This is a genomic window from Dermatophilus congolensis (assembly GCF_900447215.1).
Classification (GTDB): domain Bacteria; phylum Actinomycetota; class Actinomycetes; order Actinomycetales; family Dermatophilaceae; genus Dermatophilus; species Dermatophilus congolensis_A.
Genome location: NZ_UFYA01000001.1, coordinates 1,022,771 through 1,048,751, shown reverse-complemented (window position 1 = coordinate 1,048,751; position 25,981 = coordinate 1,022,771). Strand labels below are relative to the sequence as shown.

The following is a 25,981-nucleotide window of genomic DNA, read 5'->3' as shown; positions in this document are numbered from 1 at the left end:
AGAACCATTGAAACGGATGAGTCGGCCGATACGCCGGGTTCTGTCATTGAGCGGCCATCCATCTAGGCTGCACATTGCTGTGCAGCTCCAGCGACCTACCCGTGTGCTCAGGCGAGCAGCCCTCAAACACACACTGTCTGGTCTTGCTCCGGGTGGGGTTTACCTAGCCATCCTTGTCACCAAGGATGCTGGTGGTCTCTTACACGCACCGTTTCACCCTTACCTGTGCACTTGCATGCACAGGCGGTCTGTTTTCTGTGGCACTGTCCCGCGGGTCACCCCGGGTGGCCGTTAGCCACCACCCTGCTCTGTGGAGCCCGGACGTTCCTCGGCGAACGGGAAACCACCAACAGTGGAACTACCGTTCGACGCGACCGCCTGGCCGACTCATCCGCACATAAGTCTAAACGCACCCTTGGCTCGGCCCACCAACACCCCACTGGCTCACTGCATAGACATCACACACATGACAGTGCCCCTGCTCGGATATAGAGAACCAAGCAGGGGCACTTGCCTAAGCCTTATGTGACAGACAGCTGCAGCCCGTCAATTTATGTTTTCAGTCGTCGTCATCAGGGGTGTCAGTCTCCTGAGCGAGAATCCGACCATTGCCAGCATCGACAATGACGTCAGTCTCTACGCCCTGAGAGCTTCTCACCTCGACCTTGTAGACGACCCAGCCGTCCTCTTCATCCAACTCAGCTTTGACGACTTTGCCGGGCACAGCCTTCACGGCAATCTTGCGTGCCTGATCAAGACTGATCTTTGCGAGCTTTTGCAGCTGAGCTTGCTCGGCTGCATCACTCTGTCCTCGATCCGCGGGAGCCTTAATGGACCCACGAATCGGGTGATCTGCAACGTCACGCACCACGGCGGTGGACGTGACGGACTGACCTGCACTCACAGCAGGGGCAGCATTCGCAGCCCCACCGGCAACCGTGCTTGCAGCAATGGCCAGAGACGCAAGAGCAGTGACACCGGCTCCGGCGACAACAGTTTTCAGGGGCTTCGTCATTCTTCCACGCTCCTTCTTCGAGAAGCCCGGTCCGCAGACCGGGGGCCAACAGAACTGGTCCGTTCCGACAATTCCACCCTGGGATGGGAACCTTAAAAGACTCTGAGAGATGCGTTGAACATGCACTCACCCACCACCGAAAGCGGACCTATCAGGCGCGGCACCTGCTGAAATTCCACCAGATCAAACTGGTTAGGCCAGCAGCGACACAAAAGACAGGACGAACGTCTCGCGATAATCAGCCGTGCCGAGCTGGATTCACGTCAACTCTCACCCCACAGGCTGATCCACCTTGGGCACGGTAGCTTCCTGACCCTCACTGTCAGCAGCGTCGTTGCCAGACTGCTTCACAGCACCCTCATTCCTGAACAACGGGTGCACAAAAGTGAACACCAGACCCACAGTAAAAAGAGCAAGAACGGCTAAGAACGGTGCCGTGTGATGAATGCCGTAGAGCGCAGTAGAACCAATCGGGGCAATGACATACGTCAAGCCATTATTTGCATTGATGAGACCAGCCAGGCCACCTTGGGATTCACGGTCCATACCCAGTGTTGGCCCTGCCGTGTACCCAGGCATTGCCAAACCACTACCGGCGCCAAGAAGAAGGCACCCTGCCCCAAACACCCACACCGGCGCATCGATAAAGAGCAAAACACCTGAGACCGTCATTACGGCGAATCCCACCCGTAATAGCCGGTGTGCAGGCCAGCCAAGGCGGCGTACTACTCCCCCTTGCACAAAGGCCATCACGAGTGAGAGCCCCAGCAGTATTCCTGCTGTGATCGCGGCGGTGCCATTAGAAGTGAAATGGAACCGATCCTGGACAGCGAATCCGACAAGAGTGGCCACAGTGGAAAAGCCCAAGAACAGCAAAAAACCGGTCACGAGATAGGGAAATATGCGCCGATCACGGAAAGAAACACTGGCTGGCTTTTCGACAAGCCGATCTGGTGACTGCTCGTGGAATCGAACGACGAGGATGACGATCCCAATCAGCATCACTACCGGCATCGTGCTGACCGGAAAAAGCAAGCCACCTGCAGCTGCCAGCACACCGCCTGCAACGGCACCCAGGATGGAAGCGGCGCCTTGAGCTGCCCCTAAGGCGCCGACCGCTTTGACTCGCTCGGATTCAGTAGCGGCGTGCGTAACCAGATGGGCCTGCACGGTTGGTGCGATAGCCGCGATTGCACCGCCATAAATAAGGCCTCGCGTCAGCAAAGTCATGACAAACAGCGGCCCGTCAGTCAGTACTCCGCGTACGCCAAGCCAGGCCACGGCGGTGAAACCGCCTAAACCGCACAGGGCAATCACCATGGCAGTCACCAAAGTGCGTTTGACACCCAAACGCTGAGAGCGGCGCCCCCAGAACTGACTGAGTAGTACTAGAGCCAGCGCTGCGGCGGAAATAGTAGCGCCGATTTGCCATTCAGCTAGTCCCATGGCTCGCGAAAGTGGCGCAATGACAGGGTTGAGCATCATCTGCCCCATGAAGGCGAGCAGAACCATCGTGAGTAACAGCTTTGCCTGTGAGTCCGAATGAGATTCCGCTGGCACAGTGACCACTCCTATCCATTGAGAACCGTTGTCAACAACACTAGATCAGCGTTCTAGTGCTGGCAATGTGTCGTTACACTCACAGGCATGGTTGGCAAGGACACCTCACGACGCGCGGGCCTGACCCACGAACGCGTGATCGACTGCGCCTGCACACTCACGAGAGAACACGGACTGCAAAACTGGACCATCAGAGACCTAGCCACCGCACTAGACGTAGTGCCCTCCGTGATCTACCACTACTTCCCCACCAAAACGCAGATCCATGACCAAATCCGCGACCAGATATGCGCTGAACTCACGCTGCCCGATACACACCTCAACTGGCAGGAGTGGTTCACTCAAGCGCTCACTGCACTACGCGACATCCTGCTGCGCTACACCGGTCTGACACGCCACGTCATGGACTCTCTAGAGCACGGTCTCCCACCACGGCCACTCATACCATTCTTCGAAACGGCGATAGTCAAACTCACCGAAGCAGGCCTAGAAGAAAACGCCATCCCGGCTTACACGATGATCGTTAACGTCGCACTCGACGCCATCGAGCACCACGACCGCCAATCTCCCCTATCTTCCAACCACCACGACATCACCGCCATGGTCAACAAGCTAGAACCACTGGCCAAAGAATCGCCAGCACTAGCAATGATGCGCGATGACTATCTCGCTCACCTGCCCACCCCGTCAGGGGAACGGATCAGCGAACGCTACTTTCGCCTTCTTATCCGTTCCCTCCTGACGGGAATCGAGCAAGAACTCATGCCCCAGCACTCATAAAGGCGCAAGAACTTCCAAAACACGCCGTCACAGTGCCACGTGAGCACCTGAAGAGACAGCTGTAGATGCACGCTCTCCCGCAGGCTGCCCAACCTGATGCAATGGGCGCAGCGTAATTTGCTGGTCAGCGGCACGCGCCAAAAGATCCTCGTCATGACTAATCAGGATCACCACTGCGCCATCTGCAGCCACAGAGCGGATATGCGCGGCAATCGACTCTAGGTGACGCCGATCCACACCAGAGCTTGGCTCATCGAAAATAACGATGGGTCGCCCTGCCAACCGAGAACCTGCAATGACCAGGCGTTGCTGCTCACCCCCAGACAAAGACAGCGGATGACGTCCAGTGAGTTTGCTTAAATCGAAAGCCTGGAGCAGATCAGTCACAACCACAGTTCCTGCCGCATCACGCCCAGCCAACTCGATTTCTGCCTCCACCGTGTCAGTGAAGAGTTGCCGCTGCACGTCCTGCATCACCAGAGCACTAGCCCGCTGTCTAGCACCACGACTGAGCTTGCGCCCATCCAAACGGATCTCACCACGTGCCCGACGCAGGCCAGCAATAACACGAGCCAGCGTTGACTTACCTGCACCGTTACTGCCACGCAACGCAGTCACCGTTGCGCGTGGCAGCGTTAGCCGATCGATAGCCACAATCGTGCGTCGTCCAGCCCGACATTCAATATTGCGTAGCTCTAACGCTCCCTCAGGAACATCACAGGCCTCGCTGGCATCAGCGATGCTGGGCCCAACAGCTGGCCTCGTGGCCAGCTGTGCCGCACAAACCTCACCACGCAAACCCAGGCTTTCCAGCTCAGCATCATCAGTTGCGGCGAAACGTTCGGCGTCCCATATCGCTGAGATCTCACCAGAATCCATGATCACGACACGATCGACTAGGCCGTTCAGGTAGCTCAGGCGGTGTTCGGCGATAACGATCGTCATACCTGCAGCGCGGTGACGTTCCAACGTCGCACGCAAAGCAGCAATAGCTTCGGTGGACAGGTTAGAGCTGGGCTCATCCAGCAACAAGATGCGCGGACGATGCGCTGTCGAAGAGGCCAGCGCAACCTGTTGCTGCTGCCCTCCCGATAGCGATGTCAACGGCACCGACACGTCCATGTTTTGACCCAAAATCTGCAGGTCAGCGCTGACCTGTTCAGCGATCTGCGGGACGGGTAGAGCGAAATTTTCCATGGCAAAAGCCAGTTCCTCACTCACCGTGTTTGTGAAGAACTGCCGACGCGGATGCTGCTGCACAGTGCCCGTGCGACGCCCAATGGTCTCCAGATCAGCCTGGCTGGTCACTACACCTTCAACAATCACACGACCACGCAAATCACCCTCGTCATAAAAGTGCGGAACCAGACCATTAATCAGACGTAGCAACGTCGACTTACCGCTTCCGCTGGCGCCGCACAACACCACACACTCACCAGCATTGATATGCAGATCAACGCTGGTGAGTGTGTGGTGTTCAGCGTGCGGGTACTTCCAGCTCACATTGCTCAGATCGATCACGTCCAGTACCACCCCGCAACGAAGAGAACGACTGCAATCAGGACCCAGACGGCATCAATCGCCCGAAACCGTGGCGGATGAAGCACGCTCGGAGGCGTCGGTGACCCTAACCCACGCAGCAACGCCGCCGACGACAAATCATCCCCGGCCCGCAAGCTGGAGGCGATCATCGGCACAGTAAACCTCTCAATCACCAATATGGGGTGACGAAACAGTGCCGACGGACGTGTCAAACCTTGCAGCCGCATGGCATCAAGAACCGCGCACGCCTCGGTCAATACCACCGGAAGGAACCGGATCATCACCACAAGAGTCACAGCGATCGAACGCGGCAAACGCAGCGCCCGAAGTGCCGCGTGCAGCACTGTCGGTGATGTGGTGGCGAACAAATGAATCGCCACCCCTACAGCAGCGGAGTACCGGGCCACGTAATCCAACGGCACGACAACCGAAGCTGCCACTGCAGGAGAGGAGATCGGCAGTAGCAGCCGCGCAGCCAGCCACGCACCAAGCGCGATCACGCTCACCCCTACAGCACGCCGCCACTCATTGACTGACAGCGCCAACAGCACCGCTAAAGCAACACCGGGAACGATGAAGTGCTGACCATACGGACCCAATGCTGCCGCGCTGACGCCAGCAACAAGCAGCATTGTGGTCCGTGGGTCAAGCGCTAAACGCTCACGCAAGCTCTCAGGCTCGCTCGTTCTCATGCCAGGCCAGCGCGCTGGAAATGCTTACGCACCACTGCTGTTCCAAGCAGCCCACCGAGGAAACCAGATACTGGGCAAGCCACTGCCAGCCCCAGCAGCATCGGCACGGTGAACACCTGCTGCGCCGCGGCGATGAATTCTGGGCCCATGGCCTGCCAAGCAGGAGTCTGGAAGTAGGTGTCGGCATTGAGAAGAATCGGAACAAACGGTGTGAACGCGGTCAGACCGAACAAGGTGTACGACGCGATCGCTGAAGCCCTCGTGCGGTAGTCACCAGCACGAGCAACGAACTCAACAATGAAAGCGACGATCGGGGTGGCAATCGCCCCCAACAGAGCACCACCGTGAAGAACGAAAACGATCGACAGGATCAGCGAGAACAGGAAGATCATGCCGGGTTTACGTACCCGCTTGTAGAACAACACAAACGTGATGCCATTGATGATGATCGCTGGGGGAACACTGAGCAGCCACACCAATGGGCCAAACATGCCAAGCATGCCGAACGCGTAATTCAGCACCGCATAGATCGCCCCAAAAATACCCACGGTGATCAAATCGCGGGCGGTGAACCACGGCTTCTTCACTGCCGAGGCGCTGCCCTGGGAGTCAGGAACGAGGGCTTGACTGCTCGGCGCTGAGGCAGAGTCGGAGGTGGACTGATTGGTCACAGAAAAATCCTTTCGAGGGGTTTTCACGGGTTAAAGCATCAGAATTGACTGACATTTTTTACACAAGAGCTCGATAACCAGCAGTTAAAGCCTGCGCCGTAGTAGATGCGAATTCACCAGTGACGAGGGTGAAATGGTTACCTGGTACGTGTTCACGGTGAATATCACCGATGAAGCGTTCCTGCCACACAGCAAAGAATTCGTCGTGCGCCCCAGGGCGGAAACCGAGGTGATCGCACGGCTGGATGATCACCGCATCGACCACAAGATCCGCAGGCTCTTCCATAGCGGAGTTCATTGTGTGTCGATAACGTCGCCACATACGTTGCAGGTCACAGACTGCTCGCCGATGCGAAGTAGAGACCGCCGCTGCGTACAGCTCCCACCGATCCTGCTCAGACAACGCATCCAATGAAGCGAAGAACGCTGCAGCATCTGGATGAGCAGCAGGATCCGAAACCACCGAATCAAGCAAAGCCACCAACGGGGGCGCATCGGGGAACAACATCTGCGTCTGCGCCCCCAGCGAAGTAATAAACATCACCTCAGCTAGGCGATCGTGAATACCCGCTGGAACAACATGAGGATCGATCAGCCCCAGAGGCCGAACCGTATGACCATTCTCGATCAGATGACGTGCCACCTCAATAGCCACGAGCGAGCCAAAGCTATACCCAATCAAGCAGTACTCCTGAGCACCTGTCTGCTCGAGAGAAGCCGCTACATTGGCTGCTATCTGCTGGATCGCGCTTGCAGCTGGCACAGAGCAGAACCACTCATCATCAGGCACCTCAACCAGGCGCACATCACTGTCAGCGCCGAACAGCTCCTGGGCATCAGGGTGCTGCCACAGTCTGCGCAGCAACGGCCGCATCGAATCCGCCGAGGCCAATGAGTCGGAGAACACCACAGTGGTCACCGCTGGCGCAGCAGTCGACTCACCCAGCGTTATCACTTGCACCGGCTCTTGACCTTGACCAGCCTCTGCCAAAGCCGACTCACTCGTGGAATCAGAGTTTGCTTCCAAACGCTCCAGGGCGGTTGCTGTTGCAGCAATATCTGGAGCAGTCAACAAAATCCGCAACACTGCTTCGAAAGAAACCCCATCGCCCAACCGGTCCCGAACCTGGGTAGACACCGCCGCCGCCGAGACCGAATTCGCACCGAGATCATACGGATTCACCGCCCAGCTCAGCTCACTGTCTGAGCCGAGGTGCTCCTTCCACAGCTGCGTAAGCAGCTGCGCCCACGTAGCGGCTGCTTCCGTGAGATCACACGTAAAATTCTCTTGCGGCTGTGGCTGTACAGGCCGCCCCGCCTCCTGAGCTCTTGTCAGATCAACCAGCGCCCGCCGGTCAACCTTGCCATTGGGAGTCAACGGCAGCTGAGGCAACCGGCGAAGACTCACCGGAACCATCACCTCAGGCAGCTGCTGGCGCGCCTCGGCCAAAATGGACTGATCCTGCACCTGACAATCCACCGCAGCACACCCCACACGGGAAGCAAACAAACCAAACCCCTCAGGGGCCAGCACACTATCCGCCGCAGGTGTGAGTGCCACATCACTGCCCGTGCTTGCCCCAATATGAGCAGACCACCAGGCGCCATCAGGGAAAAGGACTCCCTCAGGGCGGCTCGACGGCTCCGGGCGCGTCATCATGAAGATCTGCGAAACCATGATCCACCACTGCACCCCGACCGGTTCAGAAATAACGACCACCCCACCGGGGCGAGCCAACGCAGCCACCCGATCCAGAGCCCGCGGGATATGCCGAGCATTCTCAAGCACCCCAAAAGCACACACAAGATCAAATGATCCAAGCTCAATTCCCTGCTCAACCGGATCCTTATCCAGATCAAACACCGTGAACGTCATCCGCCGATCACCCGCCCAGCGCTGCTGGGCAGCATCAAGGAAGAACGATGCACGATCACTGAAAACGTACTCATACGGCCGATCCCCCAAGCCGCGCCGCACAGCATCAGTAGTACTACCCGTGCCCGCTCCAATCTCAAGAACACGCAACGGGCGCTGCGGATCCTCCTCAACCACCCGCTCCACTAGATGAGCGACAGTCTCAGTTCCCCAACGCATGCTCAACCGTTTGCGATACACCTGCGCAGAACTGTCATCCACACCGTCGGTGAACAACAAATCTGAAGGACGCTGCTCCCCGCTAAGCAACTGCGGCAAAACATCAGCGCACCGGCGCACATACGCAGTCACACCGCGATAATCCGCGCCCCGCGGGCTGAGCTGCTCCACCTCCTCCCACAACCGCTGCACCTCAGCCGCGCCGACAGTCGCGCCAGGATTCACTGCCGCCTGGTTACCGCCGCCCAACAGATGCGGATGCCATACAGCCAACGTCTGCCGCCACATATCAACAATCCACTGATGCGCTGCCGCCACGGGCAAACCAGCATCAACACGGCTAAGCACCTCAACAATGGAAGCAACGCACGCTTTCTCCATCGCCGTGGCATACGCAGCGATCCCCTCAGCGTCGGTGCAATCAACCACATCTGCAGCCAGCGCCGCAGCCTCCTCCATGGCTTGCACGACTGGCTCACCAGCAGCATCAGAACTGCCCGGCTCAGCAACGATGAAGCCATGCAACGCCCGCTGGGCTCCTTCACCAGCAACCACGACCGCCGCCTGACGCACCGACGGGTCAGCGACCAGCACACTCTCAACCTCACCAAGCTCGATCCGGTGCCCACGGATCTTCACCTGGTCATCCAAACGACCCTCAATCTCAATCTCGCCGCCAGGCAAATACCGGCCCGCGTCACCAGTGCGATAGAACCGACCCCGCACCGGATCATCAACGAAAGCCCGCTCGGTCTGCGCGCAATCCTCATACCCCTGCGCCAAACCCGCACCCAGGATGACAATCTCCCCACTGACCCCCACTGGCCGATCCTGACCAGCCTGATCAATCACCGCGAAGCGTTGATTCGCCAACGGAGTGCCATAAGGCACCTCACCGGAAACACACTCAAGGTCAATACGGTGCGCAATCGACCAGATAGCAGCCTCAGTAGCGCCACCCATAGCCTCAAAAACCGTGCCCGGGAACACCTCATGCAACCGCCGCACCAAATCCCGCGGAATCCGGTCACCAGAAAGGATCCACGTACGAACCCCCGCCGGAGGCAACGCGCCACCCTCAACCGCACTCAACATCATCTGCGCCACAGCCGGGACAGTGTTGAAAATGGTGACGCCATTGTCCGCAGCAGCAGCCAACCACGCAGCAGGATTAGGTACGGCCTCCGCCGGCGGCAACACCACCGCGCCCCCTTGACTCAACGGCCCAAAAATGTCGTACACCGACAGATCGAAACTCAGATCAGCAATCGCGATGCTCCGGCTTGCAGCATCAACACCGCACCGACGGTTCACGTCCTCGATCGTGTTGAGCACAGCACGGTGACTCATCCGCACCCCCTTAGGGGTACCCGTCGAACCCGAAGTGAAAATCACGTACGCAAGATCATCCGGGTCCCCCACATCGGCGACCCACGTCGCAGCCTGACCAGCCTCACCGGTGAGCAACGAAGCCAACTCAACCGCCGTAACACCATCCAACGGCTCCGGCGCAGTCGAGGCGTCATGAATAAACACCCGAACTTCGGCGCTGCGCGCAATCATGCTCCGACGCCCCGAAGGATGGCGTACATCAATCGGCACATACGCAGCCCCCAGCGCAAGAACCCCAAGAACTGCTGCGATCTGCTCAGGCGAGCGCGGCACACACACCGCAACCCGATCTCCTGGCTGCACGCCACGTTGCCGCAACGCCGCACTGACAGTCAGCGCGTACTGCTGCAACTGGGCGTGACTCCAGCACACCTGATCACTGATAACCGCAGGAGCGTTCGGAGCACCTGCAGCCGCACGCGCAAGAGCACCATGCAAAGTGCCCTCCACCTGATGCCGGGCAGTGTTGTTGGCGTGATCGCGTTCAACTTGCTGCCATTGGGCAAGCCCCACCGGCGAAAACGCATCCCATGCGCCCTCATCGCTGGCCAGCTTCTCCAACGCGGCAACTAGCACCTCGGCCATGTCGTTGCGTACTGCTTCCTGCAGCGCACCAACTCGCCCATCCAGGTGGATGTGCAACCCATCAGCATCGTCCATCACCTGGCAGTCCAACACCGCCTGCGGAGTTTGGCTGATGCTGTGAACAATCTTGCCCCGCTGCCTCTCAGCCGAATCTTGGCTGCCCACGCCGATAGCGCTTGTGAACACGTACGGCATCGCTGCGGCTTGCCGGCCACGCCTACGCGCAATCTCCCGCATCACCTCCACGCCACTGAATGCGCGATGATCTAGATCCTCAAGAAGCTGGTGCATCACCTGCGTGGCACGTTCAGTGAACGAGCCAGCTGTGCCCCCCACCTCCAGCAAAGTGACCGTCGTGAAGTCGCCGATGATCTCATCAACGCCTGGAACCTCAGCGGGACGATCAAGCACCGTCAAGTTCAAACAGAAATGCCGATCCTGCGCCCACTGCGCCAACACATCGGCGTAACACGTCAGCACCACCGCCGTAGGTGTCAACCCCACTGCCTGCGCCCGTGAACGGATCGTGCTCCATGCTTCGGGGGCGATCAGGGCCTCAATGCCTGACCAACAAGCCGAATCACTTTCACGCTCGCTCAAAGAAATCTGGGGAGCGGCAGGCAGCTCATCAATTCGCTGCAGCCAGTAGTCGCGGGCTAGACGGTAAGGAGCTTTTTCCCGCTGCCCACGTTCCCACACCACGAAATCCCGGAACTGCACCGGCGAGCGCTGTGCACCTTCTGCACCGTTGTACAGCTCCTCCCACTGGCGAAGCAGGCTAAGCAAACTCGCCCAGTCTCCCATCAGGAAGTCATACGAGACATGCATGAGCGTGGTGCTATCGGGATCGTCCTCATGCGGTTGCGTGAAAGCCACCGCGAACATCGGCCACTGCCCCACTGGGTGCACTGCGTGCGACATCGCTGCACGAACCTGCTGCACGTGCTCGACCCGAGTCGATTCTTGTGCGTCAGACAGCTTAGACACGGTGATCGGTAGTGGCGGAACATCAGCAAGCACCTGCTGATAGCCAGCTGGGTCAATACGCACACGCAGCATGTCATGGCGACGGACAAGCTCTTGCCACGCAGTGCAGGCACGCTCCATCTGCAGCCGGGGATACTCCACCTCACAGTAGAGGTGGCAGGCCACGCCACTATGGTCAAAAGCTCCCGAACGGCCCATCAAGTAGGCGCTCTGCACATCCGTCAACGGGAATGGGTCGTAGCGGTGTTCACTATCTGCGCTCGGGCCGCGGTCAGCGCGCAACACCGTCAAGATTTCGTCCTTACGTGCCTTCAGTTCCTGGAGCGTTTCGGCAGTGACAACTCCGCGCGGTGCGCGGTACCGAAGCCGGCCATCGTCGTCCCACAGATCAATTCCTTGGGCACGCCACACATCGATGAGGTTACGGGTAGGGATCACAGGCGAACGCCCCTCTCAGAAGCTGCGGTCAACGAATACGGTTCTGTTTCATCGGTACTCCCCTGGCGCGCAGCGGCAGACATGCGCTCAGCGAGCGCGCGGCGAGCCTGAAGGTCGACCGCAGGGACCGAAGGAGGGAAAGCTAGGCCACTGGACAACGCCGTCCACAAGGAGGCAACAGCGAGTACCTGCTGGGCGTGCGTAGCGGTCATACCGCCATGGGTTGCCTGTGTCAGGGCCTGGTCAATTTGTTGTGCGATGGCTACCGGCCACAGGTCACGCAGAGCTGCCCCGGTTGTTGTTGGCTGTTCGTACAGCGCCATAGTTGTGGAGTCGATCATCGTGTCGGCGGCGCTCATCTGGGGGTCGCTGCACAGCCCCTCCGGTAGATGCAGCGTGGGGGTCCACAGGACCGGGCCGTGAACGTCTCGCAGGCAGAGGGTGCCGCTGCCGGTGTGGATCGACATCGAGGGGAAACGCACGTTGTTGTCGGTGTCGCGGTCATCGAGCACTGTCGCGTACCGCACCGTCACCGGTGTCGATCCGAGAGTGCCGCTGACCAATGACCCGGTGACGGTCATATCGACTGGTCTGGAGTTGATCCCCAAATCCAAGAGCATGCGCGCCAGAGTTTGGGCAGGTTGGATAGACAGCGACGCCTCGATGGCTAGGGCGTCCTCGTGGGCCAGGAGTTCGTGCGCGGCGTTGCGGAATGCCCGTACCGCGGGCAACCAGCGGTACAGATCAGCGATCGTTATTGACGCTCCACCGGCACGGGCCGCGCGAACCAGCGTGCGGGCGTCGGCTTGGCCAACAGGCAGTTCATGCAAAACTGAGATGCCACGTTCAAGCAGACTGGTCGCCAATTGTGTTCCTGATCCCCCGACCCCACCGGAACGGACGACGACACACACCAAATCCACATCGTCAGGTATCTGCGCTGGTGAGGTGAACAGCGGCACCTCGCACTGCTGGGCCAGAGCCGTTGAACGCTGGCTCCCCCGCCCCAGGATGCCCACAAGATCTACATGCGGCATCGTGCTCACCGCGCGCGCGTACATGGCCCCAAACGTGGAGCCAGCAATCACTACACGTCGTTGTCGGTTCACAGCTCTCCCTCATCCATATCAACGCCGGTGCCCTCTGCTGTTGCCCCGAAGTCCACGCAGCTTCGGGTAACTGTTACGCGCTGATCAGCTATCGATAGCGCCGCTACGACGCGTTGCGGGTCCAGAGCGTGAGCGGCTATGGCAGCACCCGCGCCGACCTGACCAGCCAGGATTTCGTTGACTGCCACCGCAGCCACACATCCGGCCAACACTGCTTCCCCTGGCGCACGGAGCACCAGCTGCTGATCCTCAGTTCGTGCACGCATCATGACGTGCACGCGGCGCCCCGCAGCCAAAGCCATGCTGGCGTCCCGTAGCCGTTGCGCCCCTGCACCAATGCCCATGCCAGCGGCGACCTGTAGCACTTCGGCGATTCCCTCACCGGACATGACGCTGTACCAGGTGGCTTCTGTCAGGTGGTGTTCTTGTGCAACTACTTGCCCCTCCAGGTCGCAGTATGGGAACAGCGATACGGGGTCGGTGAACTCCGCAAGCCGTACCTGTTCGATACGAGTGGCTGCCCCGGAACGAACTGCCCCTTCACGCCAGGCAGCCATGGGCTCGACATCTCCGTGTGCTAACCCGGCAAGGTAATCCTCAGCACCAGCAAGTGTGAAGGCCCCTACCCCGCCAGCCAAGACCTCCAAGGTCCTGGCGGTGGGGCACTGCTGCAGCAGTGCCCGCGGGATAATGCCGGAGGCCCCAGGGATCGCGCCGGCGTAGAACAACGCTGTTGTTTTTTTCGGGATGTGCAGGTTTTGCACGGATCGGGCATCTGCTGGGCCGCCGACAGCGACCACGTGAGTGCCGTGTTCGCTTATCACGGCGGCGCTGTTCAGGGCGCGTTGGTGAGCTGGTCCGGTCACGTCCAGCACGACGTCATGGTCGGTGGCGAATCGCGCTAGTTCGGCGGTGTCTGTGACATCTAGGGCTCGGCGTTGCGTTGCCTGTCCATGTAGTTGGGCCGGAATGTTTTCTACTCGACGTCCTGCGAGTGTCAGATCTGAAATGGTGAGTGCTCCCAGCCGCAGTAACGCCTCAACTGCTCGCTGGCCAATATCACCAGAAGCTCCAATAACTCCTACTGCTCGTCTGGTCACAAGACTCCCTCGTCGATAGTCGTATCTGCATCCAGTCCGTTGGTGGCGTGTTCGTCGATTCGCTGGGCAACGCCTGCTAGCCGGGGGTCGGCGAAGAGCTCTCGCATAGGCAGCGTGATGTTGAATCGGTGCCGCACTGTGGAAACCAGACGGGTTGCTAGCAGGCTGTCGCCGCCTAATTCGAAGAAGGAGTCTTCGATGCTGGTTGGTGGTGTTTTCAGCAACTCCGCCCATATCTGGGCAAGTTCGATCTCTGTGGGAGTGCTGGGCGGGCTGGCCTGCCGCGTTGCAGGTGTGGGGGTCTTTGTTGCGGTGGGTTGCTGGGTGGATAGCGCAGTGATGACCACGGTGGGGTTTGAGCCAGTTGTAGCCCACATGCACCTCATTCCTTCGCGTTCCAGCTCTTTAAGCCACGTGTGGCGATCATGTGCGGGGGTGTTACGGCGGGCGCCGTGCGCATCGATGAATCCACCCTCGATCAGGCCTGCTATGAGCAGGCCAAGAGGTCCGGTTGTTGTGGTTTCCACGGCGAGAAGGTGCCCTGCGGGTTTCATGCTGCGTGCCACGTCCTGGACTGCTTGGGCTGGGTCTGCCCAGCGATGCAGCGTCTGCACTGCGAGAGCGATGTCGGCTTCGACGTTCTCCTGGGTAGGGCGCCCGGCTGGTACGGCCACGATGTGGGCTCCTGCTTGTAGGAGTTGTTCGCGCAGTTGCTGATTGTCGGTAAGAGATCCCCCAACATCAGCGACTGTGAGTGTGGATTCCGGTGCCTGGGAGGTTGCGCGCTGAACCATGGCTGCGATGTCATCCCACACAGGTCTCAGGGGTGGGTCTGTAGCAGCGATGCTGGCGGGTCGTAGTTCGGGGATGTCAAGGAGGGCCAAGCCTGAAGCCTGCCCGGTGAGTATGCGCGTAATGAGGTCATGGTGGGCCTCAAAAGAACAGGTCAGTGACACCACAGCGGGGTCACTGACCTGTGAAAACGTGCCTTTACGTGTTCCTGGCCGTAGGCGGTCTTCGTCAAGGATCAGGGTGCCTGTGTTGAGCAACCAATCAATCCAGATCTCGCGCAGAAGCCCCAGATCACCGCTGTATCCCAGGTGTTCCCACCACGCAGCTGCGCTGACACCGGCATCAGGAAGGCTGTCAAGGTGCAGCCACTGCCACAGCAGGTGTTCGGCTGTGATCGCTTCGCCCTCGAGACGGCGCCGCCACGCATTTTCACGCGGGTAAGGCAGCTGCTGCATCCACCGCTGGGGGTCTGTTTCGAGGAGCCAACGTGCTAGGTCGCGGGTGGTTTGGAGTACCGCTGTGTTGAGTCCGATAACGGTTGGCCCCTGGGGGGCCCGTTCGATTCGCACTGACCCGGAACTGGTTGTTTCCACTCGCCAGCAGGGGGTGCCGTCGGCTGCCGCTAGCTGCACCCCGGTGTCAGTGCGCAGGGTAAATGCCAGTACGCGAGAGATCACCGATCCGGTTGATGCGGCGGCGCCAACTGGCGCTGTGAGCGTTTCTGCGCAGGTTTGTTGTGCTGCTTCGAGCAGGAGCACTGCGGCGGCATCGACTGCTCGTCGGCCGGTGCCGGTGAGGATGGCATCGATGCTCTGGGCTTGCTGTGGGGTGAACAGATCGAGCTCATGCATGGTGGGCCGCCTTCGTGTGTTCGTCAGCGGTGCTGTTGTTGCTGGCCGCCAGGATCACCTCGGCTAAGAGGTCACCATTGTTCTCCAGGTACATGTGTCCGCCGGGAACTTCAGTCATGGACACCTCATGGCGTGAGAATCGCTGCCACTGGTCGATGAGCCCATGGTCGATTTCTTCGTCGTCGCGGGGGGCGACCACGTGGATTTGCTCGACGAGACGTCCAGAGGGGACGTAGCTGTGCAACAGCTGATAGTCGGCGCGCACGGCAGGTAGGAAGAACTCGCGAAGATGCGGGTCGGCCCACACCTGAGCTGTTGCGGGGTTCTGTCTGACGATGTCGGCGATGATGTCTTCGTCTTCCGTTGGGGTGGGTGTAGTGGCGGTGCTGCTGCGTGGCAGCGGCGGGTTTTGACCGGAGGCAACCAAAACGACTCGTTGCGGTCGGTGTAGTTCTTCCAGTGCTGCGGTGGTTTCGTAAGCGATGAATGCGCCCAGGGAGTGCCCAACCAGAATGAGCCGCTCGGTGTTATCGGTGTGGCTACTGAGCTCCTGGGTTACTTCGGCAACGATCGCTTCGACACTGGAAGCAGGTTGGCGGTCTAGCAAGTGATCCCGGCCGGGGTAGGTCACTGCGTCTATGCGCATGTTCGGTAGGGCTGCGGCGATGTGCCGATAAGAGCGGGGGGTGCCACCGGCGTGTGGAAACAGCACTACTCGGGTAGTGCTGTTGTTGGTTGCCGAGGCGCCCAGGGCAGTGATGAGGCTCACGAGGCTTCCTCCACTGAGGTTGGTTCTGCCTCGGCGCTTTGCTTGACCAAGGACACGAATGTGCTGAACGCGGCGTCCGTGAACTGTGCATCTACCACGCCTGCGGGCATGTCCCAGCGCAGTTCAATCTGCCCACCAGGCATCGGTGTTACCTGGCAGTCGATCAAGACCGCAGGGGTGCGGGTGTGTGTCCAAACTGTGTGGACGAGGCCGTCAGCTAACGGTTGGCTCAATGCGCTGCCCAACAGGCTGGTGAACACCAGTGGGTAGCGTTGTCGTCCGGTGGTGCGTTGCACGTTGAGCTGGCCTGCTGTGGCTACGGCCCGGCCAAGCTCGGCATGGGTTTGTTCCCACCCCATGTTCTGCTCGATCGTGCATAGCGCCAGCTGGCTGAACTGCCCCACAGCGTTGTCGGCGTTGACAGGACGGTGCGCAGTGGGAATGTTGATCGTCACGCACTGTTGTCCGTTCACCGATGTCACGGCTTGCGCTAGGCAGTTCAGGACGATGCTGTTGACGGTGACGGCGTGTTCGCGGGCGCGCAGCTGCAATGCCTGGACCACATCCGCGGTCAGTACCTGGCCTGTTGATACGAAGGTGACTGGCTCAGTAGGCACCGCACCGACCGGGATCTGCGGCGGTGGTGGAAGAGCAGCCTGTGTCGGCGCCGGGGGTTGGTCCACGTAGGCGCGGAAAGCATCGATCGAGACTGTGCTTGTGCCTGGGTCTGCTCCTGCGGCGATCTGGGCGAAGTCACGCAAAATAATCGCCACACTGGAAGAGTCCAGTGCCAGATAGTTGAACACCAACCCCAGCTCATCGGGCCGGTCTGTGCGCACCACCCCTCGCACTGCCGGGCTGGCCTGCATGTTTACATCCATTTGCTGCAGCAGCGCACGGAACTGTTCGTCGGTCATCGGCAGTGACAATTCGACGAATTCTGGTGCGCTGCGGGGAGCCACACGCTGCTCAAAATCACCCGAGCGCACCAGGTTCAAGATGTCGTGGCGTGCGACCACAGCTTCCAGCGCCATACGCCAACGTCGTTGCACCGCTGTGTCTGTGCTCGAGACGATCACGGCAACGCATGGATCGGTGCGAATCACTCCAGGAATACCGTCTGCTCCCAGCGCGTAGGCCAATTGCAGCGGTGTCAGCGGGAACGCTTGCTCTACGGAGCCAACCGTGGTGGCACTCTGCTCCACGTGGTCCGTTTCCAGTAGGGTGCAGCGGGTAACAAAATCAGCGAACCGTGGATGGCGGAACACATCTGCCACAGTCACGCTCACTCCGGACATGCGCAGGTCAGCGCACAGCCGCGCCGCTTTGAGGGAATCACCGCCGAGCTCAAAAAAGTCACTGTCATCTTCCACGACTGTTTCGATCTCGTTGCCAGCCACATCGGCCAGCACATGGCTCCACATCCAGCGACACCACTGCCCTAGCCCGAGCGTGTCAAGGCTGACTTCCTGCGCAGCGGCAAGCTCTTGCCAACTGTGCGCGTGGTCTTCTCCGCGCTGCTGGGCTGATTCAGCTTTACCGTCAGTGGCGGTGCCTTCGATGTGCTGCTGGCACGCGGCAGTGAAGGCAGCAGCGTTCGGGTACCGGAACAAAGACGTCAGCTGAGCCTCAAACCCGTGGCTGCGTAGCTGCGCACACATCCGGGTAGCGGTGAGCGAATCACCACCGAGCTCGAAAAAGTTACCTGCAGCTGGCACCGGCACGCCGAGCACATCAGCCCAGACTTTCAACACCAGCGCCAAGTCATCGTCGGCATCAACCGTTTCAACAGCCTGCAGGTCAGAACCTCGCTCGATCCAGTCGATGAGACTAGCCCGATCCACTTTCCCGTTCGACGTAACCGGCAGGTCATCGACGATGATGGCGCTGGCTGGAACCATGTAATGCGGAAGCTGCTGGGCAACGTGCGCTAGTGCCGCGGGCACGTCGACCTGTGCCTGTTCGTGAGGCACCAGCGCAGCTCCCAGGGCAGAACGATTCCGGATCGGGACCACAACAGCACGGCCGATACCTGGCAGGTTGCTCAGGCACACTTCGATTTCAGCGCACTCGATGCGGTGCCCGCGAACCTTTACCTGGGTGTCTCGCCGCCCAGCGAAGAACACGAGTCCTTCAGCCCACAAGCCCAGATCGCCAGTGCGATACCAGCGCACACCGTCCTGATCAGTCAAGAACGATGCCTCGGTGCGCTCTGGGTCGTTGTAGTAGCCGTTGGCTACCCCAGCTCCACCAATAAGCAAGTCACCGACGCACCCATCAGGCACATCACGATCACGGGCATCAACGACCCGGTACTGCTGCCCATCCAAGGGCAGCCCATAGGGAATTGATGGCCAATGCTTCGGTATCTCACCGGTAATGACGTATTCGTTAGACCAGATGCTGGCTTCGGTTGCTCCACCCATTGCCACGAACGTCGATCCTGGCGACATCGCCCGTGACCGGGACGGCAAGTCCAGGGGAATCCAGTCCCCGGAAACAAGGAACAGGCGCAGCGTGGGTAACTGCTCACCGGTAGCTACCAGCATCTCCAACAGCATGGGAACGCTGTTCCAGATAGTCACGCCGTGTGTTTTCACCAGCTCGGCCCAGGTGAAAGGGTCCCGGGCGTCGGCTTCATCAACAACGATTAGCCGCGCCCCGGCAGCGAAAGCACCGAACACATCGTGAACACTGAGGTCAAAATCGACACCGGAAGTGCCAAGTAGCGTGTCGCCGGTGCCGATGTTGTGCCGCTGGCGCAGGCTATCGATAGTGTTTCGGGCCCCTCGGTGACTAATCGAAACCCCTTTGGGTTCCCCGGTGGACCCGGAGGTGAAGATCACATACGCCAATGACTCTGGATCAACAGGCACCGGCTCTTCCAGGGGCGCAGCATCCACACCAGCAAGGTCTCCGCCATCGGCTGTGATCAAAGCCGCCCAACCTGAGCGTTCACGAATCCGTTCTACGCGAGCTTGTGGAGCCTCAATACTCACCGGCAAGTAGGCGCATCCGGCGTACAGCACGCCCACGAGAGCCACGATCTGTTCAACGCTGCGAGGCATCTGAACGGCCACCAAGCTGCCTGGGGCAGCCACTGCGGCAATCTTCGCCCCTATTGACCGCGCTCGCGCATCCAACTGTGCATAGGTGACGGTTTCTCCATCGGGCCCAACGAGCGCCACCGCGTGTGGGGTGTGCTGAGCATGCGCGCGCACGCCCCCATGCAGGAGCTGGGGTGTACACGGCTGGCTCGCGTTCGCTGCAGCGCGCTGTCGAGCCTGTTCGCGAGGAACCTGGGCACGTGGGGACCCGTGAGTGATCACGTCGTCGATCTGTTCGAGCAGCAGCGTGAAGATACCCTCGCTCACATCTGCAGGAAGGGCCACATCCCGCACATCGGCGGCTACTTCAATCGTGTCGTGATCAACCCTGGCGATGCGTAAATCGAAAGCAGTTTGGGGTGTCTGTGCCCAGGTGGTTGGGGTCCCTAGTGTGCGGACTGCGTGCGGCGGAAACAAGTTTGTTGCCGGCGCAAAAGTAAACACAAATCGGCTTGGTTCCACTGGCTGGTCAAGCACTTGAGCCTGGCGCATTTCGGCCATGGCATCGCACTGCTCCGTTAAGCAGCGACGCAGTTCAGCTGAGACGCAAGCAAGTTCTTCTGCGAAAGTTTCACCGTCGTAAGCACGGTGGGCGTAGGCACAGGTGCGGTCCACGACCATGTCTTCAGTTCCCCGCACATTGAGCGCGGCGATGGTGACGCAGAAATCTAGGTTGTGTGACCAACGTCGAATCACGCGTTCATACAGAGTCAACACCAGCGCAGCAGTAGTAACGCCGTGTTCGTCGGCTCGCTGCTCCAGCTGTTGCCACTGCTCTTGCGAGAGATAGTGACGCAGCGTGGTCATGTCTGTCGCAGCCTGTGTCGGGGAGATAAGGCCGTCAATTTTGGGGCCATCCAACATGGCGGGCTTATCGGCTTGCTGCGTACGCGGCCGGGGGCAGGTGCGCTCGCGGTGTTGTTGGTATACCTGCGCGATTGTTGTTGGCATGGCTGGTGTGTAGTCCGGTTCACGGCACACGCGAGCCAGATGTTCGTGGACGACTCCAACTGCGGCCAGGTCGACTGCGGCAAGGGAAAAAACGAGGTGGATGACTTGTTCGTGGTCAGGCCCGCTGCTGATGGCCGCTGACCAGTTGCGTCCTTTTTCGATGTTGATGGTTTCTTGCATCAGTATCCGGCGCACGTCGGCGCGGTGTGAGATCTGCGACCCGATCGTGTATTCCCTCACCTGTGGAGGGGGCACGTTGGTGTCCACCATGATCATGTGCTCGGGGTTATAGCGGGCTCGTAGCGCCGCGTGACCATGCACGACATCGACGGCGTGCTGAAGAGTTTGTTGAGCGATTTCACCTCCTCGGAATTCGATGTAGACCAGGCATTCTTGTCCGCCAAGGGGTAGGTCGTGCAGTCGGCCAACCATGTAGGCCCGTTGCAGCGAACTCATTGGCTCCTGGGTTGTGTGCTCGGGGGGTGGCGTGAGGGGTTCGGAACTATTGCCTGTCATGGGCGCGCCGAGTATCGAGAAATAACGTTCATATTTAGAACCATTATCATTAACTATACGGAAATAGAACCCCTCAATCGCTCACTTAGGGTAGCTTTACCTACCCACAGGGAGCTCCCGCCTCGCGAGCTGCGGGACATCGCCGAGGAGGAAAATTGGATACCGACTCACCCGACAATCAAGCAGGTCAAGCAGCCTTAGAAGCTCTGCTCACCCCTGTTCGCAGCCTTCTACTCACTGCACGAATACTGGGCGGGCTCTCCGGGCTGCTCTCCATCGCCCCCTACGTAGCCCTCGTTGAACTCGGACGATTACTACTCAGCAACGCCCCTGACGCGAACAATGTGCGAAATGTCACATATATCCTCATCGCCACATTTCTTGGTCAATTGTTCGTGCACTTTCTCGCACTGACCGTCTGCCATTTCGCCGACCTGAAACTCGCCGGACACATCCGCCGAGAACTCATCACCCACCTGGCCCAAGCACCCCTGTCATGGTTCACCTCAACCAACTCAAGTCGCGTCCGCAAAGCCGTGCAAGACGACACCAAAACCCTGCACCAACTCATCGCCCACGCCCCAGTCGAAACCACTTTTGCGATCGTCTCCCCCATATGCCTGGTGGCTTACGCCTTCGTCGTCAACTGGCGCCTAGGCCTGCTATCTATCGCGACGCTGCCGCTATACGTGCTGCTGCAGCTATTCAGCATGCGCGGCATGGGCGAAAAAACCGCACAAATGAACCACCTCCTGGAGCAGGCATCAGCCACGGTGGTCGAATTTTGCGACGGCATCGAAGTCGTCCGAGCATTCGGACGCACCAACGAAGCCCACTCACGATTCACACAAGCATCAACGCGCTTCGTCGATTTCTTCCTCGACTGGATCAAACCACTGCTGCGTATTAGCGCCCTATCCGAAGCAGTCGTCAGCACCTCAGTGCTGCTGTTCGTCAACACCGCTATCGGCGCTCTACTCGTCCAAGCCGGGCATGTCGGAGTCGTCGACCTACTCACCACCACACTGATCTCGCTAGTCATCCCCGGAGCAGTGGTCGTCCTCGGTGGGTCGATGTGGTCCTACCAGCTAGCCGGAAGCGCCGCCGTGCGCATCCGCGATCTGATAGACACCCCAACACTGACCACCCACAACCCCACCGATCAGAAACACACCCCCGCCGACGCATCCGTGCAATTCGAAAACGTCACCTTCTCCTACAACGAAGGCACCACGGCACTACGCAACGTGTCAGTAACCATTCCCGCCGGTTCAACCACCGCCCTGGTAGGACCCTCCGGGTCAGGAAAATCCACCCTCGCCACCATGATCGCCCGATTTAACGACCCCACCAGCGGCGTCATACGCATCGGCGGAGTCGATATCCGCGACATCGACAACCTCTACGAACATGTGGCATTCGTCTTACAAACCCCACACCTTCCCGACCTTCCACTGCGGGAAATCATCCGCCTAGCCAAACCAGAAGCAACCGAAGAACAGGTACGCCAAGCCGCCATCGGAGCCCACATCTGGGACGAAATCGCAGCCCTGCCAAATGGCCTGGACTCCCGAGCCAACCTTTCCGGAGGACAGCGCCAACGCCTAGCCATCGCACAGGCACTCCTAGCCGACCGCCCGATCGTCATCCTCGACGAAGCAACAACCGCCACCGACCCCGAGGTCGAAGCCGAAGTCCAGGCGGCCCTGAGCCACCTGGCCATCGGACGCACCGTCATCGTGATCGCCCACACCGCCACCTCAGTCATCGGCGTCGATCAAGTAGTGGCTCTTCGCGACGGTCAGATCGCGGCAGTGCAGTCCAACCCCACGCACGCCGAACTCTCCACGCTGTTGGGAGCTGTCCATGTCTGAGCAATCCGCTACTCGCGCGCTCTCCGCCTGGCGCGATCCGCTACTGATCAACGCACTGCGCCCCTACTTGGGCACCGAAGGGCAACGACGGCAACGCATCTTCCTGTTCATGAATGCTGTTGGCGGTGCTCTCGATGGTCTAGCCGTGTCCCTGCTGATGCCCCTAGCATCAGCCCTGGCACAGGGGAATCCAGCCACACCATGGATCGCCACCATCGGCGCGCTAGCCCTCATTGGCGCAATTTGGCAATACACCTCGGCCCGTTTCGGATACGCCGCAGTCATCGATTACCTCAACAACTCCAATGACCGGCTAGGCCGCACCCTTGCACGCCTACCCATGGGCTGGTTCACCCCCGCCCGCACAGCCGTGCTATCGCGCTTCATCGCACGTGACACGGTCCTCGTTGCTGAGAACAGTGCCCAATACACCGGGCAGATCGTTCGCAATGCCGCTGGTCTGCTGACGATTATCGGCGGTGCCACCGTCTGGCAGCCTCGCGTGGGCTGGACATTGGCTGTCCTGGCACCTTTCATCGCCATCACATTGATGTGGTCCCAATCGCTACTGAACCGTCTTCGCCGCGCATCCGCCGCCAGCGAAAACGAAGTAGCCCACCGGCTCGTTGAGTTCGCTTCCTGCCAACCCATGCTGCGCGCAACCGGGCGCAGCATCAACTACGAACCTCTACGACAAGCCGCCGCAGAAAATGAACGCGCGCAACGCAAAGAACTATGGCTCAGCCTCTTGCCGATCTTGTTCAACGGCATGGTGCTTCAATCTGTCGTTGTCGTAACAATCACCGTCATCATCCATACACAGCTGGACCCCATCACCACGGTGGTGTTCATCGGGGTACTGCTGCGCTACGCACGCAACCTCGAACAACTCGGCCAACTGATGCTCAACCTTGGGGTGCTACGCAAACCTCTCCAACACCTTGGACAAATCGTCAACGCTCCCCTGTTGAGCGAACCCACCCAATCAGCCCAGCCTGTTAACCACACAGACGGCCACGAAATAGCGCTACAGAACGTGCGATTCGGATATGACCCCGAACGCCCTGTCATACGTGATGTTTCTTTCACTGTTGCGCCACACACGATGACAGCCATCGTGGGCCCTTCAGGCTCCGGTAAAACAACGCTCGCACGACTTATCGCGCGCTTTTGGGATGTTGACGCTGGAGAAATCCGCGTCGATGACGTCGATATTCGCCAGATGCGCACCGAAGACCTGATGGCACGAATGTCGATGGTGTTCCAAGACGTGTACTTGTTTGACGACACCCTGATGGAGAACATTCGAGTAGCTCGCCCTGAAGCCACCGACGATGAAATCCGTGAGGTCAGCGACTTGGCTGGAGTCACATCAATCGCTGACCGGCTCGGCTGGGACGCTGCCGTGGGTGAAGGTGGACGACGTCTATCCGGCGGTGAACGCCAACGCGTCTCCATCGCACGAGCCCTGCTCAAAAACGCCCCCATCGTTCTCTTCGATGAAGCAACCTCTGCCCTCGATGCAGAGAACGAAGGCAACGTCATGGCGGCAGTTGCACGGCTACGGGCTTCCTCTACGTTGATCGTCATCGCCCACAAACTGGAAACCATTGAGGACGCTGATCAAATCGTCGTGCTCAACCAGGAAGGGCGCATTGAGGAGATTGGGACACATGCACAGCTGCACGCAGCATCAGGAACCTACCGCCGCTTCTGGGACCGCAGACGAGCTGCACACGGTTGGCAACTGACCTCATCCACTACCTGCTGAAAAGCGCTTCTCACCTCACTGTGGGGGCGGGCAGCACTTCAACCATGCCGAGCAACCATCTTGCATGGTTGATATGTGACTTCTTTCCCGCCTCCACATATTTTGCAGGATTTTCTCTGCCTGTCCGAGAGACCGCGCGTAAGCTCCAAGCCCAAGGTCTCGACACCCATACGGCACCCAGAAGCCTCACGTGCGTGACAAGTCATGCCACAGTGGTTTCCGAGGGATCCCACTCCCGGAGTCCCTCAAGCCCGCTCTCATCTCTTCTCTGACTAGTGTCGGCAATATCGACATCGACACATCCACCCGTTCCGTGGAGGGAATCGCATTAGCTCTTATTTCTCGCTGGGGTTGCCGACATCAAGTACCACCATCACCCGGGGCGTTAATTCCAGAGAGAAATAGCTCTATCCCGCTCTTCTATGCAGAAGAACATGGCGTTAATTAATTCAATAGACGGAACTTCCAAAAATTTAACCTCAACGACACGATCGAGATCGCTCCCCCAACAACCTCCACAAAACACTCAAAAGCGTTACCGCCCAGCCGATTCGGTAGACGTCATGAACCCCTCCCCCACCATCGAGGCTACGAGCACCGACATCACTGCGACTGTCACCAACACCTCGCCTCGCCCTGCCCTGCCTCACCGCATCCTCACCGCAGTGACAATTGTCGCCCTCTGCGCAGGCCTTACCGGCGGCTGCCTCATCGGCCGCGCCACCGCCCCCCACACCCAACCCACCCCCACTGCGGAACCTCTCAGCGGCTCAGGCCCCATCGGCCCCTGGCAACACTACGGACACAAAAACGACCCCATCCCCGCCATGAAAAAAGTCGCCGACAACCCCCACGGCGTACTCCTGCTTGGGGACTCCGTAGCCGCCCGCCTACACTCTGCCCTGGCCAGCACCCTCGAAGAACACCAACACCCCATGACCTTCGATCACTGGAACGGCCGCCCCACCCACGCAGCCGCAGACGCCCTCGTAGCCATCGACGCCGCCAACGCACAACCTCGCACACTGGTCATCGTCTCGGGCGAAAACGACATCTTCGAACCAGCACTTTTTCCCGTACAAATCGAACGCATCATGCGCACCGCAGGCCCAGAGCGCCACATCTACTGGGTCACTCCTCTCGTCCGCCGCGCCGCCAATCCCACCGCAGACGAAAACGCCTCTACTCGACTCCACAGCATGCTCACCGAAGCTGCCACCCGGCACCCCAACCTCCACCTCGTCCCCTGGGCTGACAAAATCCGTGCCGCCAACGACGCCACCCGCACCAGCCTCGTTCCCGATGGGGTGCACCCTTCCCCAGAAGGAGTGAAGGTGATGGCATCGATGATTCTCGACACCATCACCTCCACAAACCTATAGCG

General features: G+C 59.5%; 15 protein-coding genes and 1 other RNA gene. 4 read left to right on the top strand and 12 right to left on the bottom strand.

The features are described 5' to 3' along the window. Window positions 1-13: 13 nt before the first annotated feature. From rnpB to DXZ77_RS04420, 3 genes are all read right to left on the bottom strand, one after another. An RNA gene (gene rnpB, locus DXZ77_RS04430) (RNase P RNA component class A) lies at window positions 14-390 on the bottom strand. A gap of 169 nt (window positions 391-559) precedes the next feature. Beyond that, window positions 560-1,015, bottom strand: coding sequence for a PepSY domain-containing protein (locus DXZ77_RS04425; protein WP_115030278.1), 456 nt, complete (start codon window positions 1,013-1,015; stop codon window positions 560-562). Between the two features lie 270 nt (window positions 1,016-1,285). Next, window positions 1,286-2,527: an MFS transporter gene (locus DXZ77_RS04420; RefSeq protein WP_115032545.1), complete on the bottom strand. Its 1,242-nt coding sequence runs from the start codon at window positions 2,525-2,527 to the stop codon at window positions 1,286-1,288. 135 nt (window positions 2,528-2,662) lie between these two features. Here DXZ77_RS04420 and DXZ77_RS04415 point away from each other — a divergent pair, with 135 nt between their 5' ends. Beyond that, on the top strand, window positions 2,663-3,355 hold the full coding sequence (locus DXZ77_RS04415) for a TetR/AcrR family transcriptional regulator (protein ID WP_115030277.1): 693 nt from the start codon (window positions 2,663-2,665) through the stop codon (window positions 3,353-3,355). A 27-nt stretch (window positions 3,356-3,382) separates the two neighbouring features. On the opposite strand, the gene DXZ77_RS04410 is transcribed toward DXZ77_RS04415, so the two are convergent. The 9 genes from DXZ77_RS04410 to DXZ77_RS04370 are packed head-to-tail and all read right to left on the bottom strand — an operon-like array spanning window position 3,383 to window position 20,892. After that, a complete protein-coding gene (locus DXZ77_RS04410) occupies window positions 3,383-4,876 on the bottom strand; it encodes an ABC transporter ATP-binding protein (RefSeq protein ID WP_115030276.1) in 1,494 nt (497 codons plus the stop codon). Then, window positions 4,873-5,589, bottom strand: a complete 717-nt coding sequence (locus DXZ77_RS04405) for an energy-coupling factor transporter transmembrane component T family protein (RefSeq protein ID WP_115030275.1) — start codon at window positions 5,587-5,589, stop codon at window positions 4,873-4,875. The genes DXZ77_RS04410 and DXZ77_RS04405 overlap by 4 nt, the downstream gene beginning before the upstream one ends. Then, the gene (locus DXZ77_RS04400; protein WP_181816027.1) at window positions 5,586-6,260 is read right to left on the bottom strand and encodes an MptD family putative ECF transporter S component; all 675 of its coding nucleotides are present in this window, start codon (window positions 6,258-6,260) and stop codon (window positions 5,586-5,588) included. The genes DXZ77_RS04405 and DXZ77_RS04400 overlap by 4 nt, the downstream gene beginning before the upstream one ends. A gap of 58 nt (window positions 6,261-6,318) precedes the next feature. Continuing rightward, window positions 6,319-11,757 carry an amino acid adenylation domain-containing protein gene (locus DXZ77_RS04395; protein WP_115030273.1) on the bottom strand — a complete coding sequence of 1,813 codons (5,439 nt, stop codon included), beginning with the start codon at window positions 11,755-11,757 and terminating at the stop codon, window positions 6,319-6,321. Further along, the gene (locus tag DXZ77_RS04390) at window positions 11,754-12,866 is read right to left on the bottom strand and encodes a Gfo/Idh/MocA family oxidoreductase (RefSeq protein WP_147279193.1); all 1,113 of its coding nucleotides are present in this window, start codon (window positions 12,864-12,866) and stop codon (window positions 11,754-11,756) included. Before DXZ77_RS04390 ends, DXZ77_RS04395 begins: the two co-directional genes overlap by 4 nt. After that, window positions 12,863-13,966: a saccharopine dehydrogenase NADP-binding domain-containing protein gene (locus DXZ77_RS04385; RefSeq protein ID WP_181816026.1), complete on the bottom strand. Its 1,104-nt coding sequence runs from the start codon at window positions 13,964-13,966 to the stop codon at window positions 12,863-12,865. The genes DXZ77_RS04390 and DXZ77_RS04385 overlap by 4 nt, the downstream gene beginning before the upstream one ends. Continuing rightward, window positions 13,963-15,609, bottom strand: a complete 1,647-nt coding sequence (locus DXZ77_RS04380; protein ID WP_115030270.1) for a phosphopantetheine-binding protein — start codon at window positions 15,607-15,609, stop codon at window positions 13,963-13,965. The genes DXZ77_RS04385 and DXZ77_RS04380 overlap by 4 nt, the downstream gene beginning before the upstream one ends. Further along, entirely contained in the window at window positions 15,602-16,378 is a 777-nt protein-coding gene (locus DXZ77_RS04375; protein ID WP_181816025.1) for a thioesterase II family protein, read from the bottom strand. Before DXZ77_RS04375 ends, DXZ77_RS04380 begins: the two co-directional genes overlap by 8 nt. After that, window positions 16,375-20,892 carry an amino acid adenylation domain-containing protein gene (locus DXZ77_RS04370; RefSeq protein WP_181816024.1) on the bottom strand — a complete coding sequence of 1,506 codons (4,518 nt, stop codon included), beginning with the start codon at window positions 20,890-20,892 and terminating at the stop codon, window positions 16,375-16,377. The genes DXZ77_RS04375 and DXZ77_RS04370 overlap by 4 nt, the downstream gene beginning before the upstream one ends. Before the next feature lie 215 nt (window positions 20,893-21,107). Between DXZ77_RS04370 and DXZ77_RS04365 the strand changes: the two genes are divergently transcribed. The 3 genes from DXZ77_RS04365 to DXZ77_RS04355 all read left to right on the top strand — a co-directional run bounded on the left by DXZ77_RS04365 (window position 21,108) and on the right by DXZ77_RS04355 (window position 25,979). Beyond that, complete coding sequence (locus DXZ77_RS04365; protein WP_220181590.1) at window positions 21,108-22,826, top strand: ABC transporter ATP-binding protein; 1,719 nt, start codon at window positions 21,108-21,110, stop codon at window positions 22,824-22,826. After that, complete coding sequence (locus DXZ77_RS04360; RefSeq protein WP_181816023.1) at window positions 22,819-24,597, top strand: ABC transporter ATP-binding protein; 1,779 nt, start codon at window positions 22,819-22,821, stop codon at window positions 24,595-24,597. Before DXZ77_RS04365 ends, DXZ77_RS04360 begins: the two co-directional genes overlap by 8 nt. Before the next feature lie 563 nt (window positions 24,598-25,160). Further along, window positions 25,161-25,979 (top strand): SGNH/GDSL hydrolase family protein, encoded by an 819-nt coding sequence (locus DXZ77_RS04355; protein WP_115030267.1) that lies wholly within the window; start codon window positions 25,161-25,163, stop codon window positions 25,977-25,979. The last annotated feature ends 2 nt before the right edge of the window (window positions 25,980-25,981 follow it).

Bases quoted from the DNA above. Each gene is read 5' to 3' on its own strand.
- DXZ77_RS04425 (WP_115030278.1), bottom strand. From the start codon at position 1,015: ATGACGAAGCCCCTGAAAACTGTTGTCGCCGGAGCCGGTGTCACTGCT.
- DXZ77_RS04420 (WP_115032545.1), bottom strand. From the start codon at position 2,527: ATGGTTCTGCTCGCCTTCATGGGGCAGATGATGCTCAACCCTGTCATT.
- DXZ77_RS04415 (WP_115030277.1), top strand. From the start codon at position 2,663: ATGGTTGGCAAGGACACCTCACGACGCGCGGGCCTGACCCACGAACGC.
- DXZ77_RS04405 (WP_115030275.1), bottom strand. From the start codon at position 5,589: ATGAGAACGAGCGAGCCTGAGAGCTTGCGTGAGCGTTTAGCGCTTGAC.
- DXZ77_RS04380 (WP_115030270.1), bottom strand. From the start codon at position 15,609: ATGCATGAGCTCGATCTGTTCACCCCACAGCAAGCCCAGAGCATCGAT.
- DXZ77_RS04370 (WP_181816024.1), bottom strand. From the start codon at position 20,892: ATGAGTTCGCTGCAACGGGCCTACATGGTTGGCCGACTGCACGACCTA.
- DXZ77_RS04360 (WP_181816023.1), top strand. From the start codon at position 22,819: ATGTCTGAGCAATCCGCTACTCGCGCGCTCTCCGCCTGGCGCGATCCG.
- DXZ77_RS04355 (WP_115030267.1), top strand. From the start codon at position 25,161: ATGAACCCCTCCCCCACCATCGAGGCTACGAGCACCGACATCACTGCG.